Source organism: Streptomyces sp. NPDC026515 (assembly GCF_055567595.1).
Genome location: NZ_JBVHQD010000003.1, coordinates 1 through 26,296, shown reverse-complemented (window position 1 = coordinate 26,296; position 26,296 = coordinate 1). Strand labels below are relative to the sequence as shown.

The following is a 26,296-nucleotide window of genomic DNA, read 5'->3' as shown; positions in this document are numbered from 1 at the left end:
GTACTCGGGGCGTGTCTCCGGAGAAGGGAGCCTCGATGGGTGGCGAAGAGCGGCTGCGTACCTATCGTGACAGGCGTGACTTCGGGCGGACCCGGGAGCCGTCCGGGCGGGCCGGGCCGGACGGCGGGCGGCCCCGGTTCGTGGTGCAGATCCATGACGCGCGCCGGATGCACTTCGACTTCCGGTTGGAGGCCGACGGGGTCCTGAAGTCCTGGTCGGTACCGAAGGGCCCGTCGGCCGATCCCGGGGACAAGCGGCTGGCCGTGCCGACCGAGGACCATCCGCTGGAGTACGAGGACTTCGAGGGCGTGATCCCGAAGGGCCAGTACGGGGGCGGCACCGTGATCGTCTGGGACCACGGCTGGTACGAGCCGCTCAGCCACGACCGCGGGGGCCGGCCGGTCGGCTTCGCCCGGTCGCTGGAGCGCGGGCACGCCACGTTCCGGCTGCACGGGGCGAAGCTGCACGGCGAGTACGCGCTGACCCGGTTCCGGGGCCGCGACGGGGAGGACGCCTGGCTGCTGGTGAAGAAGGGAGCCGCACGCTCGGGCGGCCACGGCACGCCCGATCCCCGGCGGGCCCGCTCGGTGGCCTCGGGCCGTACCCTCGCCCAGGTCGCGGCGGACGCCGGCAGGGGCTGACCGAAGCTCGGCGCGCACGGCTCGGCCACCCGGACCGGTGCCGGTTCCGGCCCGCGCGGTCAGTCCTCGACGGCCGGCAACGGCCCTTCGGGCAGCGGCTGTTCGGCCCAGATGGTCTTGCCGCTGCCGGTCTGACGGCTGCCCCAGCGCTCGGTGAGCTGGGCCACCAGGAGCAGGCCGCGGCCGCCCTCGTCGTACGCGTGCGCGCGCCGCAGATGCGGGGAGGTCGAACTGCCGTCGGACACCTCGCAGATGAGCGCGCGGTCGCGGATCAGGCGCAGCTGGATGGGCGGTTCGCCGTAGCGGATAGCGTTGGTGACGAGTTCGCTGACGACGAGTTCGGTGACGAAGGCGGCCTCGTCCAGGCCCCAGGCGGTGAGGCGTTCGGTGGCCTCCTGCCGGAAGTGCGCGACCTCGGCGGGGTCGGGCGGGACGTCCCAGGTGGCGACCCGGTCGGCGCCCAGGGCGCGGGTGCGGACCAGCAGCAGGGCGACGTCGTCGGAGGGCTGTTCCGGCAGGACGGCCTTGAGCACGTTGTCGCTGAGGGCGTCCAGCGAGTCGGCAGGCGCGCTCAGCGCCCGGCACATCTCCTCGGTGACCCAATCCACGTCCCGGTCCCGGTCCTCGACCAGGCCGTCCGTGTAGAGGGCGAGGACGGCGCCCTCGGGCAGGTCGAGTTCGGCCGCCTCGAAGGGCAGACCGCCGACGCCGAGCGGTGGTCCCGCTGTCATCGCGACCAGCGCGGCCTCGCCGCCGGGCAGCAGGACGGCGGGCGCCGGATGGCCCGCCGCGGCGAGGGAGAGACGGCGCGAGACGGGGTCGTAGACGGCGTACAGGCAGGTGGCGCCCAGTTCGGCGACCTCTTCGCCGCTGCCGCCGGCCGTGAGGTGGGTGACCAGGTCGTCGAGGTGGGTGAGGAGTTCGTCGGGTGGCAGGTCGACGTCCGCGAGGGTGCGTACGGCCGTACGCAGCCGGCCCATGGTGGCGGAGGAGCGGATGCCGTGGCCGACGACGTCGCCGACGACCAGGCCGACCCGGCTGCCGGAGAGCGGGATCACGTCGAACCAGTCGCCGCCGATGCCGGCCACCGATCCGCAGGGCAGATAGCGATGCGCCACCTCGACGGCGGCCTGCCCGGGCAGGCCGCTGGGCAGCAGGCTGTGCTGGAGGGCGAGGGCGGTGGAACGCTCGCGGGCGAAGCGGCGGGCGTTGTCGATGCAGACGGCGGCGCGGCTGCCGAGTTCCTCGGCGAACACCGTGTCGTCCATGGCGTAGTCGTCGGGGTGGCGCATGCGCACTCCCACGGCGACGCCGAGCAGCACGCCGCGGGCCCGCAGCGGTACGGCGATCATGGAGTGGACGCCCTGCCGGTACGCACGGCCCTCGGGCGAACGGGCGTTGCGCTCCTGTACCCAGCGGCGGAACTCCGGCTCGCCGGCCTGGCTGACCACCGCGCGCCCCTCCCGCAGCGCGCGGGCCGGCGGTGACCACTCCAAGTGCACCTCCATCTCCCCCAGTCGCACGGCCGCCTCGGGGGTGCCCTCGTTCGCCGAGCCGTGGGCGACGCGCCGCAGCACGATGTCCCCCTGCGGGATGCCGGGCGGTTCCTCGGCGGAGAGCACCCAGTCGAGCAGGTCGACGCTGGCGAAGTCGGCGTAGCGCGGGACGATGAGTTCGACGACCTCCTCGGCGGTGCGCACCACGTCCAGGGTGGTGCCGATGGCGTTGGACGCCTCGTTGAGCAGGGCGAGCCGCAGCCGGGCCAGGTACTGCTCGGTGCTGTCGAAGGCGGCGAGGGCGACGGCGGTCAGCTCGCCGCCGTCGTCGCGCAGGGGCCACATCTCGATGCTCCAGGCGTGCTCCCGGCTCAGGGCCGGGGCGCCGGTGAAGCTCTCGTAGCGGGTGGGCCGGCCGGTCTCGACGACCTGTCGCAGATGGCTCAGGAAGCCCTGGCCGTGCGGGACGTCCTCGACCGCGTCCAGGAAGAAACGCCCGCGCAGGGCCTCCTCGGGGACGCCCATGGCCTGGCAGACCGCGTCGTTGACGCGGAGGCAGCGCTGGTGGACGTCGAAGACCGACATGGACATGGAGGCCTGCTGGAAGGCCTGTTCGGCAAGGGTCGGCCCGGGCCCCGGGGGCGGGTCCGCGGTCAGGACGTATCCGGTGGTCCCGCCGTCGGGGCCGAGGACCGGGCAGGCGGTCAGGGCGATCTCCGTGCGGCCTCCGTCGGCGTGGCGCAGGGCGACGGTCCCGGCGCGGGCGGCGAGCACCGCCGCGGGGACCGCCTCGGCGAGCAGGTCGGCGGCGGGCAGCCCCACGACCTGCTCCGCCGGGTGTCCGGTCAGTGCGCGCGCGCCTTCGCTCCACCCCGTCACCCTGCCCAGGGCATCGATCACCGCCGCGGCCGCGACACGCTCCATACGCCCCAGGATGGGACCTGTGTCCCACCGCATCAAGCGCGGGGAGAGGCGGTCAGCCCCGCTGGGCGCGGAGCGCGGCGAGCGCCCGGTCGGCGTGCGTGTTCATGCGCAGCTCGCTGCGGACCACCTCCAGGACGGTGCGGTCCCGGGCGATGACGAAGGTGGCCCGCTTGGTGGGGGCCAGGGCGATGCCGCGTTTGACGCCGAACCGCTCACGGACCGTGCCGTCGGCGTCCGAGAGCAGCGGCATGCCGAGCGTGTGCTTCCCGGCGAACTCCTGCTGGCGCTCGACGCTGTCCCCGCTGATCCCGACGGGACGGGCGCCGGCGGCGGCGAACTCGGCCGCGAGGTCCCGGAAGTGGCAGGCTTCGGTGGTGCAGCCGGGCGACAGGGCGGCCGGATAGAAGAAGAGGACCACCGGCCCGTCGGCGAGGAGTTCCGTGAGCGTGCGCGTGGTACCGGTCTCGTCCGGCAGCGCGAAGTCCTCGATCCTGCTTCCTGCCTCGACGGTTCCCGCCATCTATCGGCCCTCCTCGTGGTGCGCGACGTGGTGCGCGACACCGCGGGCCCACAGCACCAGGGGGATCTGGAGCGGCAGGCGGACGAGGGCCGCGGTCCTGAGCGGCTGCGGCCGCCGTTGCCAGTCGACGGCCATCTGCACGTTGGCAGGGAACACGCCGACGAAGAAGGCGGCGGCCGCCCGGGCCGCCGTCCTGCGGGTGCGCGGCAGGGCGATGCCGGCCGCCAGTGCCAGTTCCACCGCTCCGCTGCCGTAGGTCCAGGCCCGGGGCGGGCCGGGCAGCGGCTTCGGGATCGTGGCGTCGAAGGACTTCGGGGCCGCGAAATGGGCCACTGCGGCGCCGGCCAGCAGTCCCGCCAGCAGCAGCGGTGAGCGTTCGGATCGGGCCACGACGCCTCCTCGGAAGACCTGGCGCCGCATATTACCGGGCGGTTCCGGCCCGTTCGCCGCCGGGTCGCGCGAGCGCGGCGCCCCGTCACACGCTGCGGCCGGAAGGCACCGTCCCGCCGGGCTCCTGGCCGGGCTCGTCCTCGACCGCGTAGGCCAGGAAGTCGTCGACCATGCGGTGGAACAGCGTGGCCAGCTCGCGCAGTTCCTCCGGCTTCCAGGTGGCCAGGGCCAGCTGCATCCCACGCGCCCCGGCGTCCCGGACCCGGTCGACGGCCTCCCGTCCGGCGTCGGTGAGCTCGATCCGCTGGGCGCGGCGGTCGTCGGGATCGGGGGCCCGGGTGACGTGGCCGGTCCGCTGGAGCTGCTGGACCGTGCGCGTCACATGGGACGCCTCGACGCCGAGCCGCTGGGCGAGCTCTCCCGGGCGCAGCGGCTCGGAGTCGGCGATCTGGCGCAGCAGAGCCACCGCGGCGCGGTCCAGCGGGACGCCGGCGAGCGCCATCAGCCGCTCGTGCTGCCGGGCCCGGGTGCTCAGATAGGTGATGCGAGTCAGCGCACGCTCGATCTCCATGACCTCCGGGCTGGCGGCGGGGACGACCGGCAGGGGTTCTGTGGACATACCGGCCAGTTTACCACATCGTTGCGTAACTCAAGTAAATTGCCGCACCGGCACCGGCACCGGCCCGCCCAGTCGCTCCGCCTGTTCCCTCATCTCCAGCCACACCTTCGGCGCCACCGGCACCCCCTTCCCCGCCCGCTCCCCGGCCACCGCCGCGCTGCGCTCCCCGGATAGGACACGCCGTCCGCACCCGCCGCGACCGGCACGCTCTTCAGCATGCCCAGGGTGTCGTCGACCGCCGCCACGAAGGCCAGGACATCCCGGAACCCTTCGCGCCGCCCAAAGGCAGCGGCATGACCGCCTGTTCCGGGTCGGCCGTCGCGGCGCCGTCCCCCGTCGCGGCCGCGCCCTCGGGCAGCGGCGGGCCGCTCGCCCGCGCCTGGCGGATCCCGCCGAGGGCGATGGTGACGGTGGCCATGTCCAGCAGCAGCGGGGCATGCTCGCGGGCCGGTACGGCGATGGCGAGGGGGCTGGTGGCGACGGCCGCGCCCTGGACACCGGCGCACCCCATGGTGGGCATGCCGGCCACGAACCCGAGCCCGACCGGGCCCTGGCCGGCGATCCGGGACACGTAGTAGCCGATGGCGCCGGTGCGGACCGTGCGGCGCACGCCCACCGAGGCGATGCCGGTCTCACGGGGCCGCCGTACCGCCTTTTCCGCGGCGGCCGTCAGGGCCACCGGGCCGGGCGCGCGGTCGGCGTCGAGGACGGCGGCGGCCGGGGCCGTGGACTCGACGGTGAGCCGCGGCTCGGCGTTGGCGACGCCCCTGGCGAGCAGGTCCGGTAGGCGGGGACGCGCGCGGTGCCGTGCGAGTCGACACCGCGCTGCGCGGCCCAGACGAACCCGTCGGCGGTGGTACGGGCGTGCTCGGCGCTCAGCCCTCGACCGGCCTGTTCAGGACCTCGGAGATACCTCGGCCCAGGATCCATTCGTTCGCGGGGCAAACGGCCACCGGTTCAGGCGTCTTCGAAGACGACCGCGGTGATGTGTTCGGCGATCGCCATGGAGGCCGTCGCGGCCGGCGAGGGGGCGTTGCGCACGGCCGTGATCCGGCCGGCCCGGTGGATGCGGAAGTCGTCGACGAGCGTGCCGTCGCGGTCCAGGGCCTGGGCGCGTACGCCCGCTCCGCCGCGCACCACGTCGCGTACGCCCACCTCCGGGACGTACTGCCCGGCGTCCTTCATGAAGGCGGAGGCGAAGAAGGACCCGCGGTACTCCTTGACGCCGGTGCGCCAGTGCTGGGCGGCCATCTTCCAGGCCCCCGGGTAGGCGGCGAGGCCGAGCAGGTCCCGGGGCGAGATCCGGCTGCGCCGGTAGCCCTCCCTGGCAAGGGCGAGGACGGCGTTGGGGCCGACCTCCACGGAGCCGTCGACGCGCGGGGTGAAGTGCACGCCGAGGAAGGGGTAACGGGGGTCCGGCACCGGGTAGATGAGGCCGCGCACCAGATCCGTCCGGTCCGGCCTCAGCAGCATGTACTCACCGCGGAACGGGATGATCCGGGGCTCTGGACGGTCCTGCGCGAGCCTGGCGACCGAGTCGGACTGCAGGCCGGCGCAGAGGATCAGCCGGTCCACGCGCACGCGGTCCTGGCCGGACCCGACCTCGATGCCCCCGGCCACCGTGGCGATCGAGGTGACCGGGAAGCCCAGCCGCACCTCACCGCCGGAGGCGACGACGTCCCGCGCGAAGGCCCTGGCGACCGCCGGGTAGTCGGTGATCGCGGTGCGCGGTGAGTGCAGGGCCGCGATACCGCCGGCGTGCGGCTCCAGTTCCCTGATCTCCTCGCGGGAGATCCTCCGCAACTCCGGCACGTGGTTGTTCCTGGCCCGCTGGTAGAGGTTCTCCATGCGGCCCAGTTCGTCCTCGCGGACGGCCACCACCAGTTTGCCGATCTCCTGGTACGGCAGTCGCCGGTCCTGGCAGTACTCGCGCAGCAGCGCCACGCCCCGCACGCACAGGTCGGCCTTGAGGCTGCCCGGGGTGTAGTAGATGCCCGCGTGCACCACACCGGAGTTGTGGCCGGTCTGGTGCCGGGAGACCTCCGGCTCCTTCTCGAACACCACGACCCGGGTGCCCGGGCGGCTCAGGGCGATCTCGCGGGCCGTGGCGAGGCCTACGATTCCGGCACCGACCACACCGACCGTCTCGTCAGCCACAGGGGCTCTCCTCTCTCTTGTCCTGCTCAGGCGCCGAAGTGCACGGCCACCGTCTTGACGCGGGTGGAGAACCTCAGGACTTCCTCGCCCTGCTCCCTGTAGCCCGTGCCGGAATCGTGGAACCCCCCGAACGGCAGGTGCACGTCCCAGCCGGTGGTCGTCGTGTCGACGGCGACCTGCCCGCACTCGGCATCCTCGGCGAAGCGGTACGCCGAGGCCAGGCCGCGGGTGAACACCGCGGCGGCGAGGCCGAAGACGGAGTCGTCGACCGCCGCGACCGCCGCCTCGAAGTCGTCGACCGCGCGCACGGCGAGGACCGGTGCGAAGACGCGCCAGAGGGCCGTCGTCGGGGTGATGTCCGCGAGGACGGTGGGCTCCACGTAACAGCCGTGGGGCCGCTCGGCGGCCACCCGCCCTCCGGTGAGCACGCTCGCGCCCTCCGCCACCGCCCTGCCCAGGTCCGCGAGGACACCGTCGCGCTGCTTCGGACCGGCCAGCGGGCACCGAGGCCGCCGGGTCGGTGCCCGGACCGACCGTCAGCGCCGCCACCTCCGCGAGCGGCAGCGCGAGGAACTCGTCGTACACCGGCAGCGCGACGATCACCCGGCTGATGGCGGTGCAGCGCTGGCCGGCCTGGCCGAAGGAAGCGGCGCCGACCGCCTTGGCGGCGGCCGGGCGGGGTCACGCAGGACCACCGAGGCGTTCTCGCCGCCGAGTCCGCCCTGGAAGCGGACGGAGCGGTCGGCGAGCCGGCGCCGTATCCGGTTGCCGACGCCGTTGGACCCGGTGAAGGTGACGCCGGCGATCCTCGGGTCGTCCGGGAGCGCCTCCTCGATCTCGGCGGTCCGGCCCGTGACCACGTTGAGCACCCGGCGGGCAGGCCGCGTCGTGCAGGGCGCGGGCGAAGTGCAGGCGAGCAGCGGGGCGAGCTTGCGGGCCGGGGTGATCAGCGGGTCGTTCCAGGGGCTGATCACCAGGATCACGCCGATCGGCTTGCGCTGGGTGTGCGTACGGTGGTTCGGGCGTACGTCGTGCAGGAGGATGCCGTAGCCCTGCCGGGCCACACCGGCGTAGTGCTCCAGGGACTCGACGGCCTTGAGGGTCTCGCCGGTCGCCTCGGTCAGGATCCGGACCCGTTCGAAGGGGCTGGTGCGCCTCCGGGCCGCGAAGCCGCGCTCGGCGTGGTCGCAGGCGCGGATGACGTCCTTCACGGACAGGACCGGAACCCGATCGAGCGGGGTGCGGACGCCGGCGGGATCGCGGACGTCGATCCATTCGCCGGTCCTCGTCCACTCCCCGCCCAAGAGGGATTCCAGCGTGCGCATGGAGATCACTTCCTTCGTCGTCCGCGGCGCCGCCCGTGCGGGCCGGATGCGGCGAGACACCATGTGGGAGCGGGTCCACCAGCCCCGTTGGGGCAGGTATTGGTTGCGCCGTGCGCGGGCCGTCGGGCTCATGATCCATGCTGGAATCGGCGGGCCGGACACGTCTCCTGGAGGAAACCCATGACATACGCCGTTGTCGCCCACTACCGCTGCTCCGCCGCCGACGCGGCGACGGTGCGCGCCGCGCTTCTCGAGGCGCGCCAGGCCACGCGCACCGAGCCGGCGAACCTGATGTACGAGGTGCACGCCGTGGAGGGCGAGCCGGGCGGGTTCCTGCTGTACGAGCGGTACGCGGACCGGGAGGGGTTCGAGGCGCACCGGGCCTCGGCCCACTTCGCCGAGGTGATCACAGGTGTGGTGCTGCCGCTGCTGACGGAGCGCACGGTGACTTCTGCGGAGGTGCTTTAGCCTCTGCCGGGCTGGTGTTGCGGGATGGGAGCGGGTGGAGCGTGGTTGCTCGCGCGTCCTCGTGCCCGTGCGGGGCGCGGTGTCTGTCCGGTGGGCTCCGGAGCGCCCTTGCACTCGCACAACTGCGACGAGCGCGTGACCGTCCTGGAGGGTGAGGCGGAGGTGTGGGTGGACGGCGAGGTGACCCGGCTGGAGCGGTTCGACACCACCTGCGTCCCGTCTCCCGTTTCCCACCTGTTCCGCAACGTCGGGGACACCCCGCTGCGGATCCTGTGGGTGTACTCGTCGGGATACGTCACCCGGACCTTCACTCGGACGGGAAAGACGGTCGAGCGCCTCTCCGCCCACGACCGGACGGGCTGAGCCCCGTCCCCGGGAACGTCCCAGGCGTCCCGGGGAACGCAGGGACGACATGACCGCCGTCGGCCATGGCAATCCTCCGAATCGTGATCACCGTTCGTGGTCACGAGGACGACAGCACGGAGGTTTCCATGTCCCGTCGGATCCTGAAGAGCGGCCTGCTGGCCACCATCGCGGTGTTCGCGTTCCTGCCCTCGCTGGGGGCGGCCCCCGCCAGCGCCGCCGCGCCGATTCCGGCCCCGCACGGAATCATCCAGTACTACAACTACACCACCCTGCCCGCCCCGGCGGCACAGCGCCACCACAACTACCGCACCGTGGGCCGGGTGACCACCCGCCACGTCCGGCTCAACGTCCGGTCCGGCCCGAGCACCCGCTACCACGTGGTCGGTCACCGTCACAGCAACCGGCTGGTCCCGGTGGCCTGCAAGACGTACGGCGGTTCGGTGCGCGGCAACCACACCTGGTACCGGCTCCCGCACCGCAAGGGGTACGTCTCCGGCCACTACGTCCGGATCGGCCACGCCGTTCCGTGGTGCTGACGGGTCCGTCCCGCCGTACCGCCTGACCGCCGAGGCCTGTTCGGGAACGCCGTTTCCGAACAGGCCTTCGGCATGCACCCCCTGATTCACCGTCTTCACACCTGTTCGCGGGTTGCGGCCCCGGCACCGAGGGGAAGCCATTCCGACAACAGGGGCGAAACGCCCATAGCGTAATGAAGTCGAGGCACGCCACATGCGGCACTCCGAAGGCGCGACCACCACCCCACCCGACGAGTCACCGGCGGCAAACCTGCGTGAGCTGAAGGAGCGTACGGGACTGAGCCTGGCGGCACTGGCCGCGCGCACCCCGTACAGCAAGTCCGCCTGGCACCGCTATCTGAGCGGCGCGAAACGGCCACCGCGCCCGGCCGTTGAGGCCCTGGCCCGGCTGGCGGGCGTCGATCCGGCGGCCGTACTGGCGCTGTGCGAGGCCGCCGAGGAGCAGCCGGCCGCGGTCCCCGCACCGCAGGCGCCCCGGACGAGGCGGTGGTGGCGGCTGCCGCTGACCGCGCTGGCACTGCTCGCACTGGCCGGGGTGACGGCGGCCGCCGTGAGCGTGTCGGACCGGCGTGCCACCCAGGGCGCGCAGCCGGTGTCGGGCGCGCCGCGCTGCCACGGGCGGTCCTGCCAGGGCGAGTTGCCGGACACCTCGGCGTGCGCCCGGGACGCGCAGACCAAGAGCAGGGTCACCGGCACCGCGTACGACGTCCGGCTTCGCTACTCCGCCGCCTGCGGCACGGCCTGGTCGGAGGTGCGGATGCACACCCCGCACGCCCGGGAGGTCTCGGTCCGGACCGGGCAGGACGTGCTCTCCGCGAGTTATCCCGCCGACGACTCCGTCGGCTACACCAGCCCGATGCTCGCGGTGCCGACACCCCGGGGGGTGGAGGCGTGTGCGGACGTCGAGGGGAGGCTGGCGTGCACCGGACTGGAGGCCGGGCCCGGCGACCTGGAGGAGTGAGACCGGCACGCTCCGGTCCGAACGCGGTGGTGGCGGTGCCGGCCCTGGCCGGCATCACCGTCTCGCTGATGCAGACCCTGGTGATCCCGATCGTCCCGGAGCTGCCGAAGTACCTGAACGCCTCGCGGCGTCCGACGCGGCCTGGGCGGTGACGGCGACCCTGCTGGCCGCCGCGGTGGCCGGCCGTCTCGGTGACATGTCCGGCAAGCGGTTGATGCTGCTGGTCAGCCTGGTGCTGCCGGTCTCCGGTTCGGTGGTGGCCGCGCTGAGCGACTCGCTGGTCCCGATGATCGTCGGCCGTGCTCTGCAGGGTCTCGCCGCATCCGTGGTGCCGCTGGGCATCAGCATCATGTGCGACGAACTCCCGCCGGAGCGCCTGGCGGGCTCCACCGCGCTGATGAGCGCCTCACTGGGCGTCGGTGGCGCGCTGGGCCTGCCGGCCGCGGCCATCGCGGGCCACTTCGACCGGCACGTGCTCTTCCGGACCTCCGCCACCCTCGGTGTCGTCGCCTTCGCGCTGGTCCTGCTGCTCGTACCGGAGTCCGCGGTGCGCTCGGGCGGCCGTTTCGACGCCGTCGGTGCCGTGGGTCTCGCGGCCGGCCTCGCCTCGCTGCTGCTCGCCGTGTCCAAGGGCGCCGACCGGGGCTGGGCGAGCGGCACCACGCTCGGCCTGTTCGCACTCGCGGTCGTGGTCCTGGCCGCCTGGGGCTTCTTCGAACTGCGCACCGCCCAGCCGCTGGCCGACCTGCGCACCACGGTCCGGCGTCAGGTGCTGTTCACCAACCTCGCCCCGATCGCGTTCGGCCTCTCGGTGTTCGCGATGTCCCTGGTGCTGCCGCGGCTGCTCCAGCTGCCGGCCCAGACCGGCTACGGCCTCGGCAGGTCGATGATGACCGTCGGTCTGGTGATGGCCCCGCAGGGACTGGTCATGACGGCCTTCGCCCCCGTCCCGGCCGCCATCACCGAGGCGCGGGGCCCGAAGATCACGCTGATGACCGGTGCGGTGACCGTCGCCGCGGGCCACGGCCTGAACATCCTCCTGATGTCCGAGGTCTGGCACCTGGTCCTGGTCTCCTGCGTCATCGGGGCCGGCATCGGCTTCGCCTACGGCGCGATGCCCGCGCTGATCATGGGTGCCGTCCCGGCGTCGTCGGGGACGGCCGCCGCCAACAGCCTCAACACCCTGATGCGGTCCATCGGCACGTCGGTGGCCAGCGCCGTCGCCGGCGTGATCCTGGCACACCTGACCATCAGCCTCGGCGACACCTCCCTGCCGTCCGAGAACGCGTTCAAGACGGTCATGGCGGTCGGTGCGGGGGCGGCCCTGCTCGCCCTCGTCCTCGCCTCCTTCCTGCCCGGCCGCCGGCCCGCGGACGCGCAGCCCGCTCCGGTACCCGCCGAACCGGCGGCCGAGTCCGTGCACTGAGCGGGTCGTGAGGGAGCGGGCCGTGCCGTCGGCGGACGGCCCGCTCCCCGGGCACGCTCCGGCGTACCCGCGTCCAGCGTCTGGTGGCGGGCCGGCACGCCCACGAGCTGACCCGACCCATGTCGGGGGTTCACCGGGGCCGCCGCGGGTGCCGTCCCCGGTGAGCCCTCCTGAAGGCTGTTCGGGGGAACCGGCGCCCCGGGACGCGTGCCACGGCCGCGGCCGGTTCACATCTTCTGCCGTGACCACCACCCTGCCGCTGATCCCGCCCATGCTCGCCACGCCCGGCAGGCTGCCGCCCGCCGCGCAGGACGCCAGATGGGCGTACGAGACCAAGCAGGACGGCCAGCGCGCGGTCGTCTACCTGCCCGGCGACGGCGGCCTGCTGCTGCGCGCCCGGTCCGGCGAGGACATCACCGCCGCCTATCCCGAACTGAGCCCGCTGGGCGGGATGCTGGGCCGCGTCCCGGCGGTCCTGGACGGCGAGGTGCTGGCGCTCGACGACAGCGGACGCGCCGACTTCCAGCTGCTGCAGAGCCGGATGGGCCTGGCCCACGCCCCGGCCCGGGCGGCCCGGATGGCGGCCCGGGTCCCGGTCCACCTGGTGCTGTTCGACGTGCTGCATCTGGAGGGCAGCCCCCTGCTGAGGGTGCCCTACGCTCAGCGGCGGACCCGGCTTGAGTCGCTCGGGCTCGACGGGCCCTGCTGGTCGACGCCCGGAGCCCTCGTCGGACACGGCGCCGAAGCGCTGCGGGCCACCCGGGAGCACGGCCTCGAGGGCCTGGTCTGCAAGCGGCTGGACTCGGTGTACGAGCCGGGGGTGCGCTCCCGTGCCTGGGTCAAGATCCGGAACATGCGTGCCGAGGACGTGATCGTCGGCGGCTGGCTGCCGGGCAAGGGCCGGCTGGCCGGACTGCCGGGCGCGGTGCTGGCCGGGCAGCGGGCCGCCGACGGGCGGTTGCGGTACGTCGGCGGGGTGGGCACCGGCTGGAGCGAGGCCGAACGGACCGAACTGGCCGCGCTGTTGCGAGCCGCCGCCACCGACGTCTGTCCCTTCGACCCGGCTCCGTCGGTCCCGGGCGCCCACTGGGTGCTGCCCCGGCTGGTCGGCGAGGTCAACTACAGCACCCGCACCCGCGCCGGACTGCTGCGCCAGCCGTCCTGGCTGCGGCTGCGCCCGGACCTCGCGCCCGCGGAGTCGGCGGCGGACCTGCCGGCGGGCTTCGACTGACCGGCGCCGACACCGAACCGGCCGCCGGCGACCGACTGTTGGGCGGGGCTTCACCAACGGGACGCCCGGACCGTCTTGGCAAGCCCTTGACCGAAGGGGAAGCTGAACGTCCCTTTCCCCACAGCAGTTGGAGGCCTCCGTGTCGTCACGGACGTTCCGCATCGGTCGCCGCAGATGGCTGACCGGTCTCGCCGGTGCCGCCGCCCTGGTCGTCGCCTTCCCCGCCGCCGCCTTCGCCGCCCCGCCGCAGGCGCTGCCCGCCAACGCCGAGACGGTCGAGAAGACCTACCAGCCGGCCTTCGACTACGACACCGACGGCTGCTATTCGACGCCCGCGATCGGCCCCGACGGCACGGTCAACGGCGGCCTCAACCCGACCGGCGCGCTCAACGGCTCGTGCCGGGACGCCTCCGACCTCGACAACACCAACAGCTACTCGCGCTACAAGTGCAACAACGGCTGGTGCGCCTACATGTACGGCCTGTACTTCGAGAAGGACCAGGCGATCGCGGGCAGCAGCATCGGCGGGCACCGGCACGACTGGGAGCACGTCGTGGTGTGGGTGCAGAGCGGCCAGATCATGTACGTGTCGACCTCCAACCACGGCTCGTTCACCGTGCACGCGGCGTCCGAGGTCCGCTTCGACGGCACCCACGCGAAGATCGTCTACCACAAGGACGGCGTCAGCACGCACTGCTTCCGGCTGGCCAACCCCAACGACGAGCCGCCGGAGAACCACAAGGGCACCTGGCAGTACCCGCCGCTGGTCGGCTGGAACGGCTATCCGGCGGGCCTTCGCGACAAGTTGAGCACCCACGACTTCGGCAGCGCCAACTTCGGCCTGAAGGACGCGAGTTTCGCCTCCCATCTCAGTTCGGCGAAGCCGTCCGGAATCACCTTCGACCCCAACGCCTGACCCCGCCGGTAGTCCGAGGCAGGTCCGAGGCGCTGTGCGCGCACGACGGCGGTGCGTGCACAGCGCCGTGGCCGGGCCCTGGCCGGACCGGGCCCCGCACCCCGCACCCCGCACCCCGCACCCCGCACCCCGCACCCCGCACCCGGCGCGTCCCTGGCGCCCTTCACCCGCTTGCACGCTCGAGTTGCCGGTAGTCAGATGGGAACGACACCCTTTCGGTCCGGGCCCGGCGAAGGGGAGCCCGGCGCCGGGAAGCCCACCGGAGGAAGTGGGGCGACATGACGAGGACGAGGCCTTCCCCGTATCGGCTGGCGCCCAACCTCTTCGGTATCGGCTTCGGGATCGCCGGCCTGGCCCAGGCCTGGAGCGCCGCCGCGGACGCCATCGACGCACCGGCCTGGCCGTCGTACGTGCTGTGGATCCTCGCGGCGGTGGTCTGGCTGGTGACCGTGGTGACCTATCTGCGCAACGTGGTCGCCCAGGGACGGCTGCGTTCGGAGGTCCCGGACCCGACCACCGGCCCGTTCACGGCTCTCGCCGTGATCGTGCCGATGCTGCTGGGAATCGGTCTCGCCCCGCACGCGCGTACCGCCGGCGAGATCGTCTACGCGGTCGGCCTGGTGCTCACCGTCCTCCTCGGCGCATGGCTGACGAGTCTGTGGATCCGCTCCGACACCCAGCTCGCGCAGTGGCATCCGGGCTACTTCCTGCCCACGGTCGCGGGCGGCCTGATCGCGGCCGCCTGCAGTGCCGTCCTCGGGTGGACCACGTTGTCGCACCTGATGCTGGGTTACGGGCTGATCTGCTGGTTCGTCCTGGGGTCGATCCTCCTGCTGCGGCTCTTCACCCAGCCGGCGCTGCCTCCTCCGCTGCTGCCGACCATGGCCATCGAAGTCGCCCCGCCGGTGGTCGCGGGCAACGCGTGGTTCGCCGTCAACGGCGGCCGGCTCGATCTCGTCGCCGAGCTTCTCGCCGGATACGCGGTCCTGATGATCCTGGTGCAGATCGGCCTGGCGAGCACCTACCGGCGGGTGCCTTTCGGGCCCGGCCACTGGGCGTTCGCCTTCTCCTACGCGGCCGCCTTCACCGACGGCATCCACTGGCTGGCCGTGGAACACGTCCACGGGCAGAAGGTCCTGACCTGTCTGGTGCTGGCGATCGCCACGTCGGCGCTCGCCGCGCTCGCGGCCCGTACCGTCCTCGGTCTGGTCCGGCGCGATTTCCTTCCCCGGGTGCCGGCCGATCCCGCCCCGGCCCGGTCCGTCCGCGGGACCTGACGCGGCGGCGCCGGCACGGCGTGCGCACGCTCGAGCCCCGCATCGGAACAGGCCGTCACGGTCACCGTCGAGCGGGACGGCGGCCGTGCCCCCTGGCGGCGCGACGGACCCCCGGGCCGGGCGCGCACGGCGGGCATCGAAGTGCTGCTGGAGGCCTGCATCCGCGTGGCGGCGGACCGCGCCGTCGGCCGGACCGGCGGTCCGCCGCGGCAGCCATCCCTTCGGCGGGGCCACGTTCCGCTTCCCGCGTGCGACGGGCTGGGCCATCGCCATGCGCTGCATCCTGACCGGCGAGGGCTTCGGTACCGCCGAGGCGTACCGCATCGGTCTGGTCCAGGAGGTCCTTCCCGACGGGCCCACCCACGGCCGTCGAGCGGGCCGGGTCCGGGCCCGCGGGCAGGCAGACGCCACGCCAGCGGCCCGGTTCCAGCCCGACCCCGCCCGGCTGATGAACTCCGCCGGCGCCGCCGACGGCGTGGAGTCCTCCGTCGAACGCCGCGACGTCGCCTTCACCCGCCGCCGACGGCCCCGCCGCGGCGAGCCGGACGGACAGGACAGGCAGGTCGTCGACCCCGGCACCCGCCCCGGCCGTGTGGCGGCGGCCCGCCGCGCCGGGGGCCGCCGACAGGATGTCGGAATCCGCCGCGGCCACCGAGGTCTATCGTGTCCCCATGTCCGTGCCAGAGTTGATCCGTATCGTCTCCCGCGATTCTCCGATGGCGCTCGCTCAGGTGGCCCGGGTCCGGGCCGAGTTGGCCACCCTCCATCCACAGGTGCGCACCGAGGTCGTGCCGGTGAAGACGACCGGCGACAAGTGGCTGGGCGACCTGTCGCTGGTGGAGGGCAAGGGGGCCTTCACCAAGGAGGTGGACGCCGCGCTGCTCGCCGGTGCGGCGGATCTCGCCGTGCACTGTGTGAAGGACGTGCCGGCGGACCGGCCGTTGCCCGCCGGGACGGTGTTCGCGGCGTTCCTCAAGCGCGACGACATCCGTGACGCCCTCGTCCACCCGGGCGGGCTGACCCTGGACCAGCTGCCGCCGGGCACCCGGATCGGCACCTCCGCGGTCCGCCGGATCGCCCAGCTGGCGGCCACCCATCCGCATCTGGAGTGCGTGCCGTTCCGCGGCAACGCCAACCGGCGCCTGGAGAAGCTCGCCGCCGGGGAGGCCGACGCCCTGCTGCTCGCCGTGTCGGGCCTGGAGCGGATCGACCGTACGGACGTGATCACCGAGGTCCTCGACCCGGAGACGATGATGCCGCCCATCGGTGCGGGCATCCTCGCGCTGCAGTGCCGGGAGGGGGACGCCGACCTGATCGACGTGGTGAGCGGGCTCGGTGACCCGGACACCTACCGGGAGGCCTCCGCGGAGCGGATGTTCCTGCACGTCCTCCAGGGGCACTGCAACAGCCCGATCGCCGGGTACGCCCGGGTGGACGGCGGCGGTGAACTGTCGCTGCGCGCCTGCGTGTTCACCCCGGACGGCAAGACCCGGCTGAACGCGCACGAGTGGGCCGGCCGTCTCGACCCGGCCACGCTCGGCACCTCGGTCGCCGTGGCCCTGCTGCGTCAGGGCGCCCGCGAGATCATCGACGGCATTCCGCACTAGAACCCGGTCGGCGGTGTGAGGGCGTACCGTCGGCCCTTCCGGAGCGCGTCGGCACTCAGGCAGTGGTCGGGCCGGGCTCCGTCTGGTCCTTGAGGAAGGCGCTCACCTGGTGGGCCAGGCTGCCCGGTGCGGCGCTCTGGCAGGCGGTGGGGGCGGTCGACTCCAGTACGCCGATGCCGCCCGCCCACAGCCGCCGGTCGGTCCAGTCCTCGTCGACCCGCAGCTGGATCTGGATGTCGACCTGGGTGAGGGCGGCCTCGGGTCCGGCGGCGTAGAGCACGGCGGTCGCGCGGCGCAGCGGGTAGACGTCGAAGCCCTCGATGAACTGGGAACTGCGCCAGTCGATGACCGCACCCTCCCCGTCGGGGCCCACCCGCACGTCGATCTGGCCGTCTTCCAGCTGGACGCTGAAGTGACGGGGCCCGCGGTTCTCCACGGTCACCCGGACACTGAAGTACGTCAGCCCGGCGGCGGCGTCGTCCCGGCCACGCGGCGGTTCGGCTGCCTCCAGGCGGTGGACGCGGACCCGCAGACCGGCATGCTCGTCGTACTCGTGCCAGTCCCCGACCACGTTCGGCTCGTACACAGTGCCCCTCTCGACCCACGCTGTTTATCTGTGTGCTCAGCACACTGTCAAATGCGTGGAATGCGCTGTGGCCAGGGGGTTCGCCCGCTTTGATCGCTGATCAAAGCGTTGCGCAGCGGTTATCCCGCCCCGGGACTCCGGGGCGGGACGCAGGCGCGTGCCGCACATCACGTCGGCATCCCGCCCACCGCAAGATCAGCGGGCCAGGCGGCCCAGCAGCGAGGAGGCGGCGGTGATGCCGAGCGCCGCGGCCACCGCCAGTACGGCGAAGTCGAGGCCGAGGTGCGAGGGCGTACCGAGCAGCAGCCCGCGCAGGGCGTCGACCTGGTAGCTCAGCGGGTTGATCTTGCTGACCACCTGGAGCCAGCCCGGCATGATCGCCACCGGATAGAGGGCGTTGGAGCCGAAGAACAGCGGCATGGTGATCGCCTGTCCGATGCCCATCAGCCGGTCACGGCTGAGGACGATGCCCGCGATGCTCATCGAGAGGCAGGAGAAGAACGCGGAGGCGAGGACGACGGCCAGCCCGACCCCGAGCAGCTTCAGCGGGTTCCAGGTGAGCGAGACCCCGAGGATCGCGGCGATGACGATCACCACGACGGCCTGGATCAGGGACTTCACCCCGGCCGCGAAGGCCTTGCCGGTGATGAGGGCCGAGCGCGGGGTGGGGGTGACGAGGAGCTTGTTGAGGATGCCGGCGTCGCGTTCCCAGATGATCTGGATGCCGTAGAAGATCGCGATGAACATCGCGGACTGCGCGATGATGCCGGGCGCGAGGTAGTCGATGTAGGGGATGCCGCCGGTGGGTATCGCCTTGATCCGGGTGAAGGTCTGCCCGAAGATCAGCAGCCACAGGGCGGGCTGTATCGCCCGGGTGTAGAGCTCGGTGCGGTCGTGGCGGAGCTTTTGCAGCTCGACGGCGCACATGGCGACGACCCGGGCCGGCAGCAGCCGCCACCCGGAGCGCGGCTCGGGCGGCGTCAGCAGCAGGGAGGCCGCCGGGCCCTCAGCCGACGCGCTTCGCGGTGCGGCGGGTGCTTCGGACATCGCGGAAACCTCCTGACTGGTCGTCGAGACCGCTTCCGGCCACGTCGCGGAAGACGTCTTCGAGGGTGGGCAGGGTGTCGGTGCCCTGCCGTTCGGCGAGGCCGCGCCTGAGTTCGTCGGGGGTGCCGAGGGCGCGGATGCGGCCCCGGTGCATCAGGCCGACCCGGCCGCAGTGCTGGTCGGCCTCGTCCATGTAGTGGGTGGTGACCAGGACGGTCATGCCGGTGGCTTCGCGTACGGCGTTGATCTGGTCCCACACGCTGGTGCGGGCGATCGGGTCGAGGCCGATGGTCGGCTCGTCGAGGATCAGCAGCCGGGGCGCGCTGACCAGGGCCTGTGCCAGTTCGAGCCGGCGGACCATGCCGCCCGAGTAGGTGCCGGCCAGCCGGTCGGCGGCGTCGGTGAGGTCGACGGCCTCCAGGGCCTGTGCGACCCGTTCGCCGCGCTCGCGCCGGGAGACGTCGAAGACCCGCGCGAACAGGGCGACGTTCTCGCGCCCGGTGAGCCCGCTGTCGGCGGACAGCTGCTGCGGGACGTAGCCGAGCAGTCTGCGCACGGCCATCCGTTCCCGCCCGGTGTCGTGGCCGAAGACGCGGACCATCCCGGCGGGAACGGGAAGCAGGGTGGTGATGCAGCGGATGGCGGTGGTCTTTCCGGCGCCGTTGGGGCCGAGCAGCCCGAAGACCTCGCCCTGGCCGACGGTCAGGTCCAGCCCGTCCACGGCCTTGGTCTCGCCGAAGGTGTAGGTGAGCCCCGTGCAGGCGACCGCGGTGGTGTCCGGCGTCATGATTCCTCGGCCTCCTCGTGCAGGGTGACGGCCAGCCTGCGCAGCGCCGGGAGCGCGGCTTCGAGCGCCGCCCGGTCTGCCTCGTCGAGCCGGGAGACACTGCTGACGACGAGGTCCGCGCGGCGCCGCTGCCAGTCGGCGAGCCGCTTCTCGGCGGCCCCGGTCAGCAGCAGCCGGGCGGCCCGCCGGTCGGCGGGGTCGGTCTCCCGGAGCAGGAAGCCGTCCTTGACCAGCTGGTTGACCAGGGTCGACACCGAGTTGCCCGCCAGAAACAGCTCCCTGGCCGCGTCCGAGATACCGATCCCGGGCCGCGACTCGACCAGACGCAGCAGCTCCACCTCGGCACCGCGCAGCCGGGGCAGCGCGAGCCCGCGGCGTAGTCGGCGGCGGATCAGCCTCTGGATCCCGACGAGCGCGCCGGCCAGCTCTTCCGGGAAGGTCTCCGTGGTCTGCGATGTCACACCTGGAAGATTACCTCTGCTACAGAGGTAATCCCCACCAAGGAACGGTCAAGCGGTCGGACGTCAAGAAGTGAGAGCAATCTCACCTTTTTTGGTGAATGTTTTCCTTTACCCCTTTCAGGGCATTTGGTGAAGAGTGCTTCGGACCGGAGGCACGTGTGTGGGAGCCGCTTTCCGCCGGTGCCCCCGTGCTCTCCCGGGGTCCGGGTGGCGTGTCTCCCAGGTGTCCGTCCACACAGCACCCGCTTGAGGAGGTGCACGCCATGCGTGTCACCACCGCCATCACCACCGCTGCCACCCCCAAGCCCCATCCGCACGACGACGCCCCCGACACGGCAGCGGACTTCGTCCGGCTCGCCGGGCTGCCCGAAGGCCCCGAGCGCAGGGCCCTGCGGGACGAGCTGGTCGAGCTGTGGCTGCCCATGGCCCAGCGGATCGCCGTACGGTTCCGGGGCCGCGGGGAGGCCGTCGAGGACCTCTGCCAGGTCGCCGCGCTGGGGCTGGTCAAGGCGGTCGACCACTACGACCCGGCGCGCGGGCGGGCCTTCGAGGCGTACGCGGTGCCGACGATCACCGGCGAGATCAAGCGCCACTTCCGCGACCACATGTGGACCCTGCATGTACCGCGCCGGGTCCAGGAGCTGCGCAACCGGGTCCGGGGTGCCCTCAAGGAGCTGGACCAGACCTCCCCGGGCGAGGCGCCCACCGTCGCGGACATCGCCGAGCGGGCGCAGCTCACCGAGAGCGAGGTGCGCGCCGGGATGGAGGCCCTGGACTGCTTCTCGGCCCTGTCGCTGGACGCCGAGGTGTCCGGCGCCGACGGCTACGCGCTGGGCGACACCCTGGGCGCCCCCGACCCCGGCTACGACCTGGTCGTCGACCGCACCTCGGCCGGCCCCTGCCTCCAGGGACTGCCCGAGCGCGACCGGCTCATCCTCTACCTGCGGTTCTTCCGCGGTATGACGCAGAGCCGGATAGCCGAACAGCTGGGCGTCTCGCAGATGCACGTGTCCCGCCTGCTCGCCGCCTGCGTCGAGCGGCTGCGCGAAGAGCTGCTTGCCGAGACGGGCTGAGCCTCACCCGAGCGGTGCGCCGGGGATCTGCGTCGGCCCGTACCGGTCGAGGGCGTCCTCCAGTTCGGCACGGATCCCGGCGGGCATGTCCCCGGTGCGCCCCCAGACGAGAATCAGCTCCGCGACGTTGCGAAGCTTGATGTTGGTGTGCTGGGAGACCTCCTTGAGCACTTCCCAGCCCTCGTCGGGGGTGACCCGGCCGAGCGCGACCACCATCCCGATCGCCTGGTCCACCACGGCATGGGAGGCGACGGCCTCCTTGAGCTGATCGATCTCCTCCTGGAGATGGAGGACCGAGTCCGCCTCGTTCTCGCTCACTCCCTCATCGTCACCACTCGTCTGGCCGAGTGCCACCGGGGTACTCGGCAGGCACCCCTGCCGCTTCCGGTTGGACACTTGTCTCAGACCGGTTCCCCCGGCCGGCCCCGACCCCAGGACGCGAGTGCCATGAACAACGACACGCCTGCCCCCGGCCCCGCGAAGAAGCAGCGGCAGGTCATCTCCACGGACTCGGTCTTCGGCTCCCCGTGCTGGGTGAGCCTGACCAGCCGTGACCTGCGGACCACCGAGGACTTCTACAGCGCCGTGCTGGGCTGGCGATGGCGCAGCGTCCGGCTCGGCGACCACTTCCGGATCGCGCTGGCGGGCGGGGTGCCGGTCGCGGGCATCGCCGCGGTCGCCGCCATGTGGCAGATGGCGGTGGCCTGGACGCCGTACTTCGCCGTCCAGAACGCGGACGAGGCGGTCGCCAGGGCCCGCGAGCGCGGCGGCACGCCGGCGGTCGGGCCGCTGTCCTTCCCGCCCGGCCGTGCGGCGCTGCTCGCGGACCGGGACGGGGCGATCTTCGGTATCTGGGAGGGCCAGCTGGTCTCCAACTGGGAGATCTGGCGGCAGGCCGCGCCGACCTTCATCCGCCTGCACACCCGCAACGCCTTCGACTCGGCGATCTTCTACGGCGAGGTGCTGGGCTGGGCCTCGGACCACAGCTGCTGCGAGGTGGAGTACGAGGGGGGCGAGGTCGTCCTGCGAAGCCGGGGCGATGCCGTGGCCCGGATCGACTCCGGGGCGGTGGAGGCGGCCCCCGATCCCACGGTGCGGCCGCACTGGCAGATCCACTTCGCGGTCAACGACGTCGGCGAGTGCGCCCGGGCGGCGGAGAAGCACGGCGGCAGCGTCCTCCAGGAGAAGGACACCGAGGTCATCCTGCGCGACCCGGACGGGGCGCAGTTCACCTTGACCGCCCGCCCGCAGCTCCCCTGACCTTCCCGAGCCGCCGGCCCCTCAGGCCTTGCCGCGGGAGGGCCGGGACAGCAGGACCAGGCTGCGGGCCTCGGCGCGCAGCCTGGTCCCCGCCTTCCGCTCGCGTTCGTCGGGGATGCCGTCGGGCTCGGCGGTGTCGATGAGGGCCGTCCAGCGCTCGCCGTAGGAGTCGTCGGGCAGCCGGAAGTCGACCGGTTCCCAGAAGCTGTTGAGGAGCAGCAGGAACGAGTCGTCGACCAGGCGCCGCCCGTAGGGGTCGCGTTCGGCGATGGCGTCGCCGTTCAGGAAGACACCCACGGAGTGCGCGTCGGCGCGCTGCCAGTCCCGGTCGGTCATCTCGCGGGCGTCCGGCAGCAGCCAGACCAGGTCGGGCAGCGGCTGTCCGCGGTGCACGGCGGTCTCGCCGCGGAAGAAGCCGCGCCGGCGCAGCACCGGGTGGGCGGCGCGCAGCCCGATGACGTACCGGGTGAAGTCGCTGAGCGTCCGCTGCTCCTCGGTGAGGTCCCAGTCGGTCCAGGAGACCTCGTTGTCCTGGCAGTAGGCGTTGTTGTTGCCGCGCTGGGTGCGGCCGAGTTCGTCGCCGTGGCTGAGCATCGGGATGCCCTGGGAGAGCAGCAGGGTGGCCAGGAAGTTGCGCTGCTGGCGGGCTCGGAGTTCGAGCACGGCCGGGTCCTTGGTGCTGCCCTCGGCGCCGCAGTTCCAGGACCGGTTGTGGCTCTCGCCGTCCCGGTTGTTCTCGCCGTTGTCCTGGTTGTGCTTGTCGTTGTACGACACCAGGTCGCGCAGGGTGAAACCGTCGTGCGCGGTGACGAAGTTGACGCTGGCGCGCGGCCTGCGCCCCCGGTGCTGGTAAAGGTCGGAGGAGCCGGTGAGCCGGGAGGCGAACTCGCCGAGCGAGCCGGGCTCGGCCCGCCAGAAGTCCCGTACGGCGTCCCGGTACTTGCCGTTCCACTCCGACCACAGCGGCGGGAAGTTGCCGACCTGGTACCCGCCCTCCCCCACGTCCCAGGGCTCGGCGATGAGCTTGACCCGGCTGATCACCGGGTCCTGCTGGATCAGGTCGAAGAACGCCGAGAGGCGGTCCACCTCGTGGAACTGCCTCGCCAGGGTGGCCGCGAGGTCGAAGCGGAAGCCGTCGACGTGCATCTCGGTCACCCAGTACCGCAGCGAGTCCATGATGAGCTGGAGGACGTAGGGATGCCGCATCAGCAGGCTGTTGCCGGTACCGGTGGTGTCGTAGTAGTGCGCCCAGTCGCCGTCGACCAGCCGGTAGTAGGAGGCGTTGTCGATGCCCCGGAAGGACAGCGTGGGGCCCATCTCGTTGCCCTCGGCGGTGTGGTTGTAGACCACGTCGAGGATCACTTCGAGACCGGCCGCGTGCAGCGCCTTGACCATCTCCTTGAACTCGTTGACCTGCTGGCCCCGGCTGCCGAAGGCGCCGTAGGCGTTGTGCGGGGCGAAGTAGCCGATGGTGTTGTAGCCCCAGTAGTTGGACAGGCCCCGGTCCTGCAACACCCCGTCCTGCACGAACTGGTGGACCGGCATCAGCTCGACGGCCGTGACGCCGAGCGAGGTGAGGTGCTCGATGACCGCGGGATGCGCGAGACCGGCGTAAGTGCCCCGGAGCCGCTCGGGTACCTCCGGATGGGTGCGGGTGAGGCCGCGGACATGGGCCTCGTAGATCACCGAGTCGGAGTAGGACCGCCGGGGCGGGCGGTCGTCACCCCAGTCGAAGTAGGGGTCGGTGACCACACCCAGCATGGAGTGCCCGGCGCTGTCGGCCGGTGACGGTCCACCCGGGGTGCGTTCGTACAGCGAGGCGTGGTTGTCGATCTGACCGTCGACCGCCCGCGCGTACGGATCCAGGAGCAGCTTCGCCGGATTGCACCGGTGCCCGACCTCCGGGTCCCAGGGGCCGGTCACCCGGTATCCGTAGCGCTGTCCCGGCCCGACGCCTGGCAGGTAGGCGTGCCAGACGAAGCCGTCGACCTCGGTGATCGGCACCGCCCGCCGGGTGCCGTCATCGTTCACCAGGACCAGCTCCACCCGCTCGGCGACCTCGCTGAACAGGGCGAAGTTGGTGCCCTGCCCGTCGAAGGAGGCACCCAACGGGTAGGGGTGCCCGCTCCACACGGACACCCCTTTCCGGGACTTCCGAGCCGTCACCGGGCGCCCTCCAGAACGCCCTCGGCGGAAGCGGCCAACTGGGCGACGGGGAAGGCGCGGGGCACCCGCAGCGTCCGGCGCAGGCTGGGCGACGGCGCGGTCTTGACCAGCGGGACGCGCTCACCGGACCGGGCTCGCTGCGAAAACCAGATGATCTTGCTGCCGGTCTCCGGGGCACAGCACCCCCAGCCGTCGCTGGTGGCGGCGAGGTGCGCCAGGCAGGACCGCAGGTCCTGGTCCGGGCGCAGGTCACGGTCGTCGTCGCCGATGGCGGTGATGAGGTGCTGCCCGTTCCACCACATCTCGATGGACGTGTGCTTGTCCGTCGCATGATGGTCGATGGCGGTCAGCAGCAGTTCGGCACCGCGGCAGACGCGGTCCACGAGGTTGTCGAGGTCCCAGTAGCGCAGATGGGCGGCCAGGATGCGGCTGACCTGTCCCACCCGTTCCGGGCTGACCTCCACGTCGAGGTGGTAGTAGCAGGGCACTGCGGTCTTCATTGTCGCTTGCTCCTCACCCGGCGCGGCTCCCGCTCCCCTCACCCGTCCGGAAATCCGTTCCGGACGCGTAGCGTGAGCACTCATCGCTTCTGAGTCACTTCCCACAGTGCGGTCGCTACGCCATTCGTGCAACCTGAGAGACGCATGAGGTTGTTGAAGCTCCAACAAGACGCTCCGAGGTCAACCGTGCACCATGAGTGAAAGCCTCGATTCGCCGTAACGGCTCCGTGCCCTTCCGTGCCCGGACGCTCCCCGCCCGGGGACACGTGCCCACTCGAGAGCGTCGGAAGGAACGACACGGCCATGCTGCTACCCGCGAAGGCCGAGGTGGCCCGGCAGCTGCGGCGCTACCGGGCGTGGGAGCGCGTGATGCTCGCCTCGCCGCAGGACCGCGAGGTGCGGTCCACCTTCGAGGACTCGGGCTACACGCTGTGTGTGCTGATGGGCAAGCGATGCGCCCGGGAGGCGGTGGACGCGGCCGAGCGCTATCTGCGCACCAGCCTCGTCACCTATCTCCGGGACCAGGGCGGGCGGGCCCAGCTGAGCGGAAAGGTCCGGCGGAGCCCGCCCTCGGACCGGAGTTCCGCGCGGCAGTGATCCGCGGGCGGACCCCGCGGGAGGACACCTCGTCCTCCCGTGCACCACGGACCGCGGAGCCGGGCCCCGGGCCCGGCTCCGCACACGGCGGAGGTGAGACCCATGAAGGCGACAGAGGCAATCGGCCGTGTCCCGGTGCGTGACGTACGGCCGGCCGTGGACGGCGGCGGGCGTCCGGCGAAGGCGGTCCCCGGCGAGACCTTCCAGGTCACCGCCACCGTCTTCCGCGAGGGTCAGGACGCCGTCGGAGCCAATGTGGTGCTGTGCGATCCCGCGGGCCGGGCCGGCCCCTGGGCCCCGATGCGGGAGCTGGTCCCCGGTACCGACCGCTGGGGCGCCGAGGTCACCCCGGACGCGACGGGCCGCTGGACGTATCACGTGGAGGCCTGGAGCGCACCGCTGACCACCTGGCGACGGCACGCACGGGTCAAGATCCCGGCGGGCATCGACACCGGTCTGGTCCTGGAGGAGGGCACCGAGCTCTACGCGCGCGCGGCCGGCCGGATGCCCGCGGGACCCGAGCGCGAGCGGGTCGCGGCGGCGGCCCGGGCCCTGGGCGACGACAGCCTCCCCCTGCACACCCGGCTGGCGAGCGCGCTGGCCCCGGACGTGGACGAGATCCTGGCCCGGTATCCGCTGCGGGAGCTGGTGACCTGTTCGGAGCCGTTGCCGCTGCTGGTGGAGCGGGAGCGGGCCCTGTACGGGTCCTGGTACGAGTTCTTCCCGCGTTCGGAGGGCACGCCCGAGCGGCCGCACGGCACGTTCCGCACCGCGGCCAGGCGCCTGCCGGCGATCGCGGAGATGGGCTTCGACGTCGTCTACCTCCCCCCGATCCACCCCATCGGGACCACCTTCCGCAAGGGCCGCAACAACACCCTCGCCCCCACCCCCGACGACGTCGGCGTGCCCTGGGCGATCGGCTCCCCCGAGGGCGGACACGACGCCGTCCACCCGGACCT

Annotated in this window: 27 protein-coding genes and 3 pseudogenes; 15 read left to right on the top strand and 15 right to left on the bottom strand. The window is 72.5% G+C overall.

Translation table 11 applies throughout. The features are described from left to right. Positions 1-35: 35 nt before the first annotated feature. Complete coding sequence (locus ACZ4O3_RS06150) at positions 36-641, top strand: DNA polymerase ligase N-terminal domain-containing protein (protein ID WP_467721349.1); 606 nt, start codon at positions 36-38, stop codon at positions 639-641. A gap of 59 nt (positions 642-700) precedes the next feature. Here the strand turns inward: ACZ4O3_RS06150 and ACZ4O3_RS06145 are convergent, their stop codons facing one another. The 8 genes and pseudogenes from ACZ4O3_RS06145 to ACZ4O3_RS06110 form a co-directional block, all read right to left on the bottom strand. Beyond that, positions 701-3,061, bottom strand: coding sequence for an ATP-binding SpoIIE family protein phosphatase (locus ACZ4O3_RS06145; protein ID WP_467721347.1), 2,361 nt, complete (start codon positions 3,059-3,061; stop codon positions 701-703). Between the two features lie 52 nt (positions 3,062-3,113). Continuing rightward, the gene (locus tag ACZ4O3_RS06140) at positions 3,114-3,581 is read right to left on the bottom strand and encodes a peroxiredoxin (RefSeq protein ID WP_384998464.1); all 468 of its coding nucleotides are present in this window, start codon (positions 3,579-3,581) and stop codon (positions 3,114-3,116) included. Continuing rightward, complete coding sequence (locus ACZ4O3_RS06135; RefSeq protein ID WP_467721345.1) at positions 3,582-3,971, bottom strand: DoxX family protein; 390 nt, start codon at positions 3,969-3,971, stop codon at positions 3,582-3,584. It abuts the gene before it with no gap. A gap of 85 nt (positions 3,972-4,056) precedes the next feature. Next, positions 4,057-4,590, bottom strand: a complete 534-nt coding sequence (locus ACZ4O3_RS06130; protein ID WP_362732653.1) for a MarR family winged helix-turn-helix transcriptional regulator — start codon at positions 4,588-4,590, stop codon at positions 4,057-4,059. 211 nt (positions 4,591-4,801) lie between these two features. Beyond that, positions 4,802-5,368 (bottom strand): Ldh family oxidoreductase, encoded by a 567-nt coding sequence (locus ACZ4O3_RS06125; protein ID WP_467721654.1) that lies wholly within the window; start codon positions 5,366-5,368, stop codon positions 4,802-4,804. Positions 5,369-5,547: 179 nt separating this feature from the next. Next, complete coding sequence (gene lhgO / locus ACZ4O3_RS06120; RefSeq protein WP_467721344.1) at positions 5,548-6,747, bottom strand: L-2-hydroxyglutarate oxidase; 1,200 nt, start codon at positions 6,745-6,747, stop codon at positions 5,548-5,550. A gap of 26 nt (positions 6,748-6,773) precedes the next feature. After that, a pseudogene (locus tag ACZ4O3_RS06115) lies at positions 6,774-7,359 on the bottom strand (aldehyde dehydrogenase family protein). Then, the gene (locus ACZ4O3_RS06110) at positions 7,347-8,072 is read right to left on the bottom strand and encodes an aldehyde dehydrogenase family protein (protein ID WP_467721343.1); all 726 of its coding nucleotides are present in this window, start codon (positions 8,070-8,072) and stop codon (positions 7,347-7,349) included. Before ACZ4O3_RS06110 ends, ACZ4O3_RS06115 begins: the two are co-directional and overlap by 13 nt. Before the next feature lie 180 nt (positions 8,073-8,252). On the opposite strand from ACZ4O3_RS06110, the gene ACZ4O3_RS06105 reads away from it, so the two are divergent. The 10 genes and pseudogenes from ACZ4O3_RS06105 to hemC all read left to right on the top strand — a co-directional run bounded on the left by ACZ4O3_RS06105 (position 8,253) and on the right by hemC (position 16,860). Further along, positions 8,253-8,540 carry a putative quinol monooxygenase gene (locus ACZ4O3_RS06105; RefSeq protein ID WP_467721341.1) on the top strand — a complete coding sequence of 96 codons (288 nt, stop codon included), beginning with the start codon at positions 8,253-8,255 and terminating at the stop codon, positions 8,538-8,540. A gap of 108 nt (positions 8,541-8,648) precedes the next feature. Continuing rightward, positions 8,649-8,903, top strand: coding sequence for a cupin domain-containing protein (locus ACZ4O3_RS06100; protein WP_467721340.1), 255 nt, complete (start codon positions 8,649-8,651; stop codon positions 8,901-8,903). A 128-nt stretch (positions 8,904-9,031) separates the two neighbouring features. Further along, entirely contained in the window at positions 9,032-9,442 is a 411-nt protein-coding gene (locus ACZ4O3_RS06095) for an SH3 domain-containing protein (protein WP_362729271.1), read from the top strand. 193 nt (positions 9,443-9,635) lie between these two features. Next, positions 9,636-10,403, top strand: a complete 768-nt coding sequence (locus ACZ4O3_RS06090) for a helix-turn-helix domain-containing protein (protein WP_467721338.1) — start codon at positions 9,636-9,638, stop codon at positions 10,401-10,403. Further along, a pseudogene (locus ACZ4O3_RS06085) lies at positions 10,361-11,829 on the top strand (MFS transporter). Before ACZ4O3_RS06090 ends, ACZ4O3_RS06085 begins: the two are co-directional and overlap by 43 nt. Before the next feature lie 271 nt (positions 11,830-12,100). Continuing rightward, entirely contained in the window at positions 12,101-13,060 is a 960-nt protein-coding gene (locus ACZ4O3_RS06080) for an ATP-dependent DNA ligase (RefSeq protein WP_467721653.1), read from the top strand. 139 nt (positions 13,061-13,199) lie between these two features. Further along, on the top strand, positions 13,200-13,976 hold the full coding sequence (locus tag ACZ4O3_RS06075) for an NPP1 family protein (protein WP_467721337.1): 777 nt from the start codon (positions 13,200-13,202) through the stop codon (positions 13,974-13,976). A 278-nt stretch (positions 13,977-14,254) separates the two neighbouring features. After that, a complete protein-coding gene (locus tag ACZ4O3_RS06070) occupies positions 14,255-15,253 on the top strand; it encodes an SLAC1 family transporter (protein WP_467721336.1) in 999 nt (332 codons plus the stop codon). Positions 15,254-15,338: 85 nt separating this feature from the next. Further along, positions 15,339-15,593 (top strand): annotated as a pseudogene (locus tag ACZ4O3_RS06065) (hypothetical protein); the annotation flags it as partial. A 331-nt stretch (positions 15,594-15,924) separates the two neighbouring features. After that, on the top strand, positions 15,925-16,860 hold the full coding sequence (hemC, locus tag ACZ4O3_RS06060) for a hydroxymethylbilane synthase (RefSeq protein ID WP_362725115.1): 936 nt from the start codon (positions 15,925-15,927) through the stop codon (positions 16,858-16,860). Positions 16,861-16,915: 55 nt separating this feature from the next. On the opposite strand, the gene ACZ4O3_RS06055 is transcribed toward hemC, so the two are convergent. The 4 genes from ACZ4O3_RS06055 to ACZ4O3_RS06040 form a co-directional block, all read right to left on the bottom strand. Next, positions 16,916-17,446, bottom strand: coding sequence for a hypothetical protein (locus ACZ4O3_RS06055; RefSeq protein WP_362725118.1), 531 nt, complete (start codon positions 17,444-17,446; stop codon positions 16,916-16,918). A gap of 195 nt (positions 17,447-17,641) precedes the next feature. Beyond that, complete coding sequence (locus tag ACZ4O3_RS06050; RefSeq protein WP_362725121.1) at positions 17,642-18,493, bottom strand: ABC transporter permease; 852 nt, start codon at positions 18,491-18,493, stop codon at positions 17,642-17,644. Beyond that, positions 18,453-19,280: an ABC transporter ATP-binding protein gene (locus ACZ4O3_RS06045; protein ID WP_362725124.1), complete on the bottom strand. Its 828-nt coding sequence runs from the start codon at positions 19,278-19,280 to the stop codon at positions 18,453-18,455. Before ACZ4O3_RS06045 ends, ACZ4O3_RS06050 begins: the two co-directional genes overlap by 41 nt. After that, positions 19,277-19,741: a MarR family winged helix-turn-helix transcriptional regulator gene (locus ACZ4O3_RS06040; RefSeq protein WP_362725127.1), complete on the bottom strand. Its 465-nt coding sequence runs from the start codon at positions 19,739-19,741 to the stop codon at positions 19,277-19,279. The genes ACZ4O3_RS06045 and ACZ4O3_RS06040 overlap by 4 nt, the downstream gene beginning before the upstream one ends. Positions 19,742-20,004: 263 nt before the next feature. Here ACZ4O3_RS06040 and ACZ4O3_RS06035 point away from each other — a divergent pair, with 263 nt between their 5' ends. Continuing rightward, positions 20,005-20,814 (top strand): SigB/SigF/SigG family RNA polymerase sigma factor, encoded by an 810-nt coding sequence (locus ACZ4O3_RS06035; protein ID WP_467721334.1) that lies wholly within the window; start codon positions 20,005-20,007, stop codon positions 20,812-20,814. A 3-nt stretch (positions 20,815-20,817) separates the two neighbouring features. Here ACZ4O3_RS06035 and ACZ4O3_RS06030 read toward each other — a convergent pair whose 3' ends face one another. Continuing rightward, positions 20,818-21,132: an ANTAR domain-containing protein gene (locus ACZ4O3_RS06030; protein WP_467721333.1), complete on the bottom strand. Its 315-nt coding sequence runs from the start codon at positions 21,130-21,132 to the stop codon at positions 20,818-20,820. Positions 21,133-21,261: 129 nt separating this feature from the next. Between ACZ4O3_RS06030 and ACZ4O3_RS06025 the strand changes: the two genes are divergently transcribed. After that, the gene (locus tag ACZ4O3_RS06025) at positions 21,262-22,074 is read left to right on the top strand and encodes a VOC family protein (protein ID WP_362725135.1); all 813 of its coding nucleotides are present in this window, start codon (positions 21,262-21,264) and stop codon (positions 22,072-22,074) included. A gap of 21 nt (positions 22,075-22,095) precedes the next feature. Here the strand turns inward: ACZ4O3_RS06025 and glgX are convergent, their stop codons facing one another. Next, positions 22,096-24,213, bottom strand: coding sequence for a glycogen debranching protein GlgX (gene glgX, locus ACZ4O3_RS06020; protein ID WP_467721652.1), 2,118 nt, complete (start codon positions 24,211-24,213; stop codon positions 22,096-22,098). 23 nt (positions 24,214-24,236) lie between these two features. Further along, complete coding sequence (locus tag ACZ4O3_RS06015) at positions 24,237-24,740, bottom strand: pep a2 (RefSeq protein WP_362728841.1); 504 nt, start codon at positions 24,738-24,740, stop codon at positions 24,237-24,239. 303 nt (positions 24,741-25,043) lie between these two features. Here ACZ4O3_RS06015 and ACZ4O3_RS06010 point away from each other — a divergent pair, with 303 nt between their 5' ends. Together ACZ4O3_RS06010 and ACZ4O3_RS06005 are read left to right on the top strand one after the other, a co-directional pair. After that, complete coding sequence (locus ACZ4O3_RS06010; protein WP_362728843.1) at positions 25,044-25,337, top strand: DUF5133 domain-containing protein; 294 nt, start codon at positions 25,044-25,046, stop codon at positions 25,335-25,337. Between the two features lie 102 nt (positions 25,338-25,439). Further along, positions 25,440-26,296 (top strand): maltotransferase domain-containing protein (locus tag ACZ4O3_RS06005; RefSeq protein WP_467721331.1); only part of this gene is annotated, 857 nt, incomplete at its 3' end.